The sequence below is a fragment of the Clostridium sp. DSM 17811 genome, from assembly GCF_018861905.1.
Taxonomy (GTDB): Bacteria; Bacillota; Clostridia; order Clostridiales; family Clostridiaceae; genus Clostridium_AD; species Clostridium_AD frigoriphilum.
In genome coordinates, this window is record NZ_JAHLDU010000011.1 from 146,903 (window position 1) to 154,958 (window position 8,056).

General features: G+C 28.8%; 10 protein-coding genes. 5 read left to right on the forward strand and 5 right to left on the reverse strand.

Annotated features, from left to right (window positions below):
• Positions 1 to 47 precede the first annotated feature (47 nt).
• Together KPL44_RS14920 and KPL44_RS14925 are read left to right on the forward strand one after the other, a co-directional pair.
• On the forward strand, positions 48 to 896 hold the full coding sequence (locus KPL44_RS14920) for an AraC family transcriptional regulator (protein ID WP_216251852.1): 849 nt from the start codon (positions 48 to 50) through the stop codon (positions 894 to 896).
• 128 nt (positions 897 to 1,024) lie between these two features.
• Entirely contained in the window at positions 1,025 to 1,957 is a 933-nt protein-coding gene (locus tag KPL44_RS14925) for an AEC family transporter (RefSeq protein ID WP_216251855.1), read from the forward strand.
• Between the two features lie 18 nt (positions 1,958 to 1,975).
• Here the strand turns inward: KPL44_RS14925 and KPL44_RS14930 are convergent, their stop codons facing one another.
• The 4 genes from KPL44_RS14930 to KPL44_RS14940 form a co-directional block, all read right to left on the reverse strand.
• Positions 1,976 to 2,827 (reverse strand): polysaccharide deacetylase family protein, encoded by an 852-nt coding sequence (locus KPL44_RS14930; protein WP_216251857.1) that lies wholly within the window; start codon positions 2,825 to 2,827, stop codon positions 1,976 to 1,978.
• 139 nt (positions 2,828 to 2,966) lie between these two features.
• Positions 2,967 to 3,101 carry a hypothetical protein gene (locus KPL44_RS25810; RefSeq protein ID WP_301182967.1) on the reverse strand — a complete coding sequence of 45 codons (135 nt, stop codon included), beginning with the start codon at positions 3,099 to 3,101 and terminating at the stop codon, positions 2,967 to 2,969.
• Positions 3,102 to 3,274: 173 nt separating this feature from the next.
• Positions 3,275 to 3,772, reverse strand: coding sequence for a hypothetical protein (locus tag KPL44_RS14935; protein ID WP_216251860.1), 498 nt, complete (start codon positions 3,770 to 3,772; stop codon positions 3,275 to 3,277).
• A gap of 285 nt (positions 3,773 to 4,057) precedes the next feature.
• Positions 4,058 to 4,534, reverse strand: coding sequence for a DsrE/DsrF/DrsH-like family protein (locus KPL44_RS14940; RefSeq protein WP_216251892.1), 477 nt, complete (start codon positions 4,532 to 4,534; stop codon positions 4,058 to 4,060).
• Positions 4,535 to 4,691: 157 nt separating this feature from the next.
• Here KPL44_RS14940 and KPL44_RS14945 point away from each other — a divergent pair, with 157 nt between their 5' ends.
• Positions 4,692 to 5,018 (forward strand): hypothetical protein, encoded by a 327-nt coding sequence (locus KPL44_RS14945; protein ID WP_216251863.1) that lies wholly within the window; start codon positions 4,692 to 4,694, stop codon positions 5,016 to 5,018.
• 77 nt (positions 5,019 to 5,095) lie between these two features.
• Here the strand turns inward: KPL44_RS14945 and KPL44_RS14950 are convergent, their stop codons facing one another.
• Entirely contained in the window at positions 5,096 to 5,923 is an 828-nt protein-coding gene (locus KPL44_RS14950) for an AraC family transcriptional regulator (RefSeq protein ID WP_216251866.1), read from the reverse strand.
• A 347-nt stretch (positions 5,924 to 6,270) separates the two neighbouring features.
• Here KPL44_RS14950 and KPL44_RS14955 point away from each other — a divergent pair, with 347 nt between their 5' ends.
• Both KPL44_RS14955 and KPL44_RS14960 read left to right on the forward strand, forming a co-directional pair.
• Complete coding sequence (locus tag KPL44_RS14955) at positions 6,271 to 7,554, forward strand: ABC transporter substrate-binding protein (RefSeq protein WP_216251869.1); 1,284 nt, start codon at positions 6,271 to 6,273, stop codon at positions 7,552 to 7,554.
• 94 nt (positions 7,555 to 7,648) lie between these two features.
• A partial coding sequence (locus tag KPL44_RS14960; RefSeq protein WP_216251894.1) for a carbohydrate ABC transporter permease occupies positions 7,649 to 8,056 on the forward strand: 408 nt, incomplete at its 3' end.

The window sequence follows — 8,056 nt, forward strand, 5'->3', positions numbered from 1 at the left end:
TTAAAGCATAGAAAGCTTGGAATGTTTAATAAACGTAGGAGGAAATTATGCGGGGTAGTTTTGAAAAGACAGTACTCGAACCGGATTTTCCATTTAGATTATTTTTAAGTGATGGCTTTGATAGCACACCTCATCATTGGCATGAAGATATTGAAATTATTTATATTGTAGAAGGCAGTGTGAAAGTAGGCATAGGTAATGATTTATATCACCTTAACAGGAGAGATATTTTAATAATAGGTCCTGGTGAGGTGCATTTCTTTTTAAAAGAAATGCAAACCAGCAATAGGGCAGTAATTCAGTTTAGAATGTCTATTTATGATGCATTTCTTTCAGGATCAAAGGATATTAGAACTATAAGACCAATGTTTACGCATTCTAAACATCTTACCCCCAGTACTGAAGTTCATAGCCTCATGGAAAAACAAATTCAGCAACTTATTAATGAAAATACTGCTGCAAAAGAAGGCTATAAGCTTATTATGAAAGCTAGACTTTACGATTTGGCTGGTATATTAATTAGATATATGCCTAAATGTGAGTATTCAGCTGAAGCTGAAAGTCGTCAAATGGAAAAACTTCAAAAGCTGGATAAGGTGTTTCAATATGTAGACAAATACTATCAAACAAATATTAACTTAGAGCAAATTTCAAAGGTTGCTGGATTCAGTCTATATTATTTTACAAGATTTTTCAAGGAAAACACGGGAGTTACATTTGTTGATTATTTAAATAATTTTAGAATAACTAAAGCAGAATGGCATCTTATGGAGGAAAGTGACTCCATTACAGAAGTTGCATATAAGTCAGGTTTTAATAGCATTAAAACTTTTAATCGAGTGTTTAAAAACTTAAAAGGTTGCGCTCCAATGCAATATAGGAAAGGTATTAAATAATTATTTGCACCTTAAAGTTAATTTATTAACAATTGGTAATATATAAAAAATGCACCTGAATTTATTGTAAGCATTTATCAAATATGGTAGACTCAATTAAGTAAATATAAATTTGGGGGAGAGTTTACATGTTTTTTGCAGCAGATCAAAGTGTATTAAGTATAATGATAATGATTATAATAGGATATTTTTTAGCGTATAAAAAATTAATTGATGAAAAGGCAATTAGTTTGATAACTACTATTGTTATAAACATTTCACTACCAATGATGATGCTTAATACAATTGTGAGTAATTTTACGAAAAAGATGCTTATAGATGACTCAAGAGGTTTAATAGTTCCTTTTCTAACAATAGGTTGTTGTTTTATTATTGCAAAGTTGTTTTCAAAAATTGTAAAAGTAAAAAATAACAGACGTGGACTATTTGTATCTATGTTCTTTAATTCAAACACTATATTTATGGGGCTTCCAGTCAATTTGGCGTTATTTGGAGAGAAAAGTGTGCCTTATGTGCTACTTTATTATATTGCAAATACCACATTTTTTTGGACTTTTGGTGTATATGAAATAACTAAAGATGGAAATAAGAGAACTTTAAACTTTTTTTCAATGAAAATTATAAAAAAAATATTATCGCCACCTTTAATTGGTTTTATGGTTGGAATATTTCTAGTTTTATTAAATATTAAATTGCCTTTATTTATTATGGATACAAGCAAAAGTTTAGGGAGTATTACAACACCATTATCCATGTTTTTTATTGGCGCATCCATATATTTAGTAGATTTAAAGTCAGTAAAATTCACTTTAGATATAGTGTGGGTATTAATCGGCAGATTTGTAATATCTCCAATACTTGTAATCCTAATAGCACCTATATTTCATATACCACATCTTATGGAGTCAGTTTTTGTTATACAGGCGGCTATGCCAGTTATGGCAAATTCAGCTATAATTGCTAGGGCTTATAATTCTGATTATGATTTTGCCTCGTTAATGATAGCAATTTCAACGGTAGGTACGCTTATAGTTATACCAATTTTAATGGCTTTATTATAAATAAAAAATTAATTCAATTTAGGAAGTTAATTTTACTTTGAATTCTTCAAGACTAAAGTTTGAATTAACAAAAATTCTACCTAATGAATAAATGTTGTCGTTTTTATCAATTAAGCCAAATTCGGTTGAAAAGGCTAATTTATAACCTGATTGTTTTGCAGCTTTTATAGTGTTAGGTGTGTATCCTCCGTAAGGATATGCTATGTAATCTATTTTCTTATTTAATATTTTTTCTAATTTGATTTTTGAGGTTTTCATAGTATTTACATTATCTACATAAGATATTTGATCTAAGTGTTCATGAGACGAGGTATGACTTTCTATTCTTATATTATTTGAATCCATTAATTTTATTTCGGTGGAAGTTAAATAATCTTTTTCATGATCAATAGTATTAGTAATTACAAATATAGTAGCTTTTAGATTGAATTCTTTTAAAATAGGATATGCATTAGTATAGTTGTCTTTGTAGCCATCATCAAAAGTTATAACTATGGGTTTACTAGGTAAATCTTTACCTGTTTTCATATACCTATAAAGCTCATCTAATGTTAATGTTGTATAATTATTATCTTTGAGGTATTTCATTTGATTTCTGAATTTTTCTTTAGGTATCCTTAGTATATTATCTTTTTCATAACTAATAGAATGATACATTAAGATTGGTATTTTTTTATTTTCTAAAGAATCAACAGATTTATGTATAAAAACAGTTTTTAAACTAGTTGGTTTAAGTGACTTTTCAGTATTAATTATAGTTGTACTATTTTTTTCTTTATGTATAACTAAACCAGAATACTGGTAGAGTATACCTATAGATACTATTAATATAACAAGTGTAACAATTAAAAGTCTTTTATATAATCTCATAATACCCCCATTTTATATTTGTTTTTAATATAAGTATGGTAGAAATAATATAATAATATACGCTTATTTCAAAAAAAAAGGAAAACCTAAGAAACTAGGTTTTCCTTTTTATTTATATGACAAGTACAGAATGCATTAGTTATCTTTTAATCACATTTGTGGAATCTAAATAGATAGTATCTATAATTTCTTTTAGTGATTTATCATATACTATAATATTTAATCCAGAGTGTTTATTTAGATTTTCAACCCCATTTAAAACTGCACTTGGCATCTTTTTATCAACACTTTGGGTGGTGATTTTAAAATTAGTACCTTTATCTAAATAAAATTCCTTAGATAGTTTAGCATTACCAAGTGTTTCTGCTTGTATTTTATTACCATTAATAATCGCAAGGTAATTAGAACCAACACTATTTTCCGTAAAAGTTTTTAACCCTAATAATGTTAATGATTTTTTTGAAATTTTATTTTAACTCTATCATAATTAAAATTATGTTTCTCATCAAATTGATGTAACATATTTTTTGATTTTTCAATAGGACCTGCAACTACTTGAGGGAAGAATGATACAAACAGAACATATTTTCCTATGTTTTTCTGTGCGGGAACATCTTTTCTATAAACATCTACAGTATAGCTAAGGGCTTGAAGGGTATAGAATGATATCCCAAGTGGCAGTAAATATTCAAAAGATGGTGCATGATTTGAGATGCTAAATACATGTAACAAACGCGATAAACTCTCATTGAAAAAATTATAATATTTGAACAAAAACAAGATACCCAAATTGCTAGAAAAACTTGCAAAAACCCATAATTTCTTAAATTGAATAGATTTTTTTTCGTTGCTTATCTTATTTGCTTTTTCAATTAGTAAACCACTTAAATATGTGATGATAGTCGATGTAGCTATTAATATTGCATATTTAGGATTTAAGACCATATAAAAGAAATAACTGCATATTAGCAGCCAAACCCATCGAAGTTTATGCGGGATTACATAATATAAAACAGAAACAATCAGAAAAAACATTAAAAATTTTATTGAAGTGAATTGCATCATATACCTTCTTTCTATTATATAATGATAATTATATACAAAATTATACAAATCATATCTACAAAATGTATTATAACTACAAGTGTATTATAATAACAAATAATAATAGAAAGAAAATAATGATAGTTAATTGTAAATAAAAAAAGTGCGGAAATATTCTGCACTTTTTTATATAAATAATTGTATATCTGACTCAAGAGCATCTTTTAAATAATCTTTAGCTTCAATAACTTCAAGTTCAGGAATAAGTTCTTCTTTTTTCAATCCCATAACTTCCATTGATAGTTTACATCCATAGAACTTAACACCTTTTTTTAAGGCACCTTCTAAAAATTTTGAAAGAGTTGGTGTGCCATCTTCTTTCATCATAGCCTCAAGCATTTTTTTTCCGAAACCACTGAAGTTCATGTTAGATAGTGGTAATTCTTCTGGACCTTTTGGAGTCATTGCACCCATAAGTTTCTCTAATGAAGACTTACCATCGTTTATAATTTTATCAGGGTCTCTTAACAAAAGTAGACCCCAGAAAGCAAAAAACATAGAGACTTCCATTCCTAATTCCTTAGCTGAATTTGCCAGTATTAATCCAGCTAAAGCTTTGTCATATTCTCCACTAAACATTATTAGACTTAACTTTTTATCCAGTATATCACCTCATTTTTATGTAGTTTGTGTATATGATCCTTTATTTATTCAGACTAAGTTAAACAAAGACATTTAGTTTAAAAAGAATTTTTTTTTAATATTGGGAAACAATATAATAAATGTTGAAAAAATATTAATTATATTTAGGAGGCTTATTATGAATTATTTAAGCAAATTATCAAAAAATATTAAATATAACCCCAAAAATCAAAAGGTTAATTTAGTAAAAGGCCTTGCAGTCTTCTCAATTATAGGAATTACAATAGGAGGGGTCGCTAAAAAATTATTGGATAGAAGTCATTTAGAAGAGAAAAAGAATATTCCTATTCCTAATAATAGTGATGAAGATATAAATATTAAGAGAGATGAGATTAAACATACATTGGAAGAATTTGGTGATGAAGTTGTAGGGGATGTAGGGGTTGCAATGGAGAAAGCACTTGATGGCTTAGAATATAAGAAAAAAAATGAGATTAAACAGTAGTATAAGTATATAGAGTTTAAATCATCTCCTGGGTCGCTGCAATAGCGACCCAGGAGATGATTTTAATTATAACATATTTAGTGATGGTTACTTCTATAGTCTGAAGGGCACTGGCCTATGATTTTTTTAAATTGTTTTGAAAAAACAAATTGATCGGAGTATCCTACAGAAGTAGCTACTTCAGCTATGGATAAATCATGGTTTGTTAAAAAGTGACATGCGTTTTCCATTCGTGTTTTTATAATGTATTCAATAGGTGTTTGCCCCAAAGCGTTTTTAAAAATAGTACATAAATATTTACGACTTATACCAATGTAGTCGGCTAAACTGTTTACACTAATGTTACCATAAAAATTCACTTCAATGTAATCTACGGCACTTATTACATATCGTTCTATGTTTGGCTCATAAAGACTAACTGTATTTGACTTTGGGGCTATTTCAATTAATTTAGAAAGAAACAAATATAAATAAGATAATCTAGATAAGTCAGTTTCTAAAGACAATTTAGTGAAGCTGGCCATCTTTTGTATCGCATCTTTAAAAAAATTGTCAGTATCATAATGAAATATTGGATTGTCATAGCTAAGACCTGCACTGTGTATAATTTTTGGTGCTTTTACACCGTTAAAACCAACCCAAAGATAGTGCCAAGGGTCATCCAAATCTGCTTCATAATAGGCAATATGATCTGGACAAATAACAAACGCATCTCCAGCTTCTAAAGCATATAACTTTTTACCACATCTAAAAGTACCTTTTCCACTAAGTATAAAGTGTATAATAAAATGATTTCTAGCTACAGGTCCAAAAAAGTATCCACTCGAACATACTTCTTCTCCACAATCATAAAAGTTTAAATCGGTGTTAGTAAAATTATCACTTTCAACACACCATACTTCCATTGCATCACATCCTTTTAGTTTACTTGTGGACATTATAACATATTTTGAAGACATGTAATCATTTACTTAAAAATGTTTAGAGTTCATAATAAAGATACAATCAACAGAAAGATACACAATTAATCGTTATGTTTTCAGTGATTAACAAGTTTAATAATAATTAGTTATTTTTATTAAACTTAAAAAATAAGTGTGGTTAATTATGCTCGAAATACCATTTATGCTAGTACGAAGTTAGAATGTACAAAGCTTACTTTAGCTGAATTTTAAAGAGATTATAATAATAATCTTTTTATAAATGAAACCTTTTGGTTTCAATATATATATAATTCGAGGGGGATAAATAAATGAAAAAAAGTTTACACAAGATTATCGCAGTTGCACTTACTTCTATGGTTATGATGTCCACTTTAGCGGGCTGTGGTAGTTCTAAGACTACAACTGATACAAGTGGTAAACCTGTAACTCTTACTTATGCGATTTGGGATAAAAATCAACAACCGGGTATGCAAGCTATCGCAGATTCTTTTCACAAGTTAAATCCAAATATAACAGTAAAAGTGGAAGTTACACCTTGGGATAGTTATTGGACAAAAATGGATGCAGGTGCTACGAGTGGAACACTTCCAGATGTATTCTGGATGCATTCAAATAATTTCACAAAGTATGCTGCTGGCGGTGTATTGATGGATTTAACTGATACTATAAAAAATAGTAAAGACGTAAAAATGAGTAATTTTCCTAAGGATCTTGTAAGTTTATATACATTAAAAGACAAAGTTTATGCTATGCCTAAGGATTACGATACAATAGCATTATGGTACAACAAGACTATGTTTGATAAAAAAGGGATCGCTTATCCAGATGGAACTTGGGATTGGAATAAGTATTTAGAAGTTGCTAAAAAATTAACTGATTCTTCAAAAGGAGTGTTCGGTTGTATTGCTCCTTCAGATGATCAACAAGGTTATTATAACTATGTTTACCAAAATAAAGGATATATACTTTCACCTGACAATAAAAAATCAGGTTTTAGTTTAGCAGCAACAAAAGAAGCTATACAGTGGGATGTTGATCTAAGTCAAAAATATAAGGTTTCTCCAACGCAACAACAATTTGCAGATACTAGCTTTGCGACATATTTTGAATCAGGTAAAGCTGCAATGGGACTATTTGGATCATGGATGGTTAGTGAATTTAAGGCAAATGATTATGTGTCAAAAAATTGTAATGTAGCTGTTATTCCTCATGGAAAAACAAAGGCAACCATAATTAATGGTTTAGCAAATGTTGTTTCAGCAAAAACTAAACATTCAGTAGAAGCTTTGAAATTCGAAAATTTCTTAGGAACAAAAGCAGCTAATACTATTCAATCAGAAAAAGGTGCTGCAATTCCAGCATATGCAGGAACTGCACAACCATTTATAGACAATACTAAACAATTTAACTTAAAAGTATATCCAGAAATGTTAAACTATGCTGTTTTATTCCCAAATTCAGCAACTAAAGCTAAATGGTATGAAATTCAAAATAACACAATGACAAAGGTATATACTGGTCAACTTACAGTAGATCAAGGCTGCAGTATAATTGATAAACAAATGAATGCTCTTTTGGCCACTGAAAAATAATTAATTGATGACAGTTAATGATTATAGTTAACTGTCATCATAATTAACTAAATTTAATTATGATTTTATATAAGGAGGGGAAGTTTTGAAAGCGATGATTAAACAAAAGAACACATCGAAACGTTTAGATAAAAAGGTAAAAATTAGCAAGAAAGATTTACATGATTATTATTGGGCTTATCTTATGATAGCACCTACAATAATAGGACTTATTATATTAAATATATGGCCGTTAATTCAAACTATTTATTTAAGTTTTAATAAAACTAGTGATTTTGGTCTTAATCAGTGGGTCGGGTTAGATAATTATAAACAGATGTTTTCAGACCCTGCTGTATGGCAAGCAACTTTGAATACACTAAAATATACTGTAATTTCAGTTCCTATCGGTGTTATTCTTTCTTTAGGTATTGCAGTACTACTTAATTCTAAGATAAAAGGTAAAACTATATATCGTACAATCTATTTTCTACCTATGGTTTCAGCACCGGCAGCTATAGCT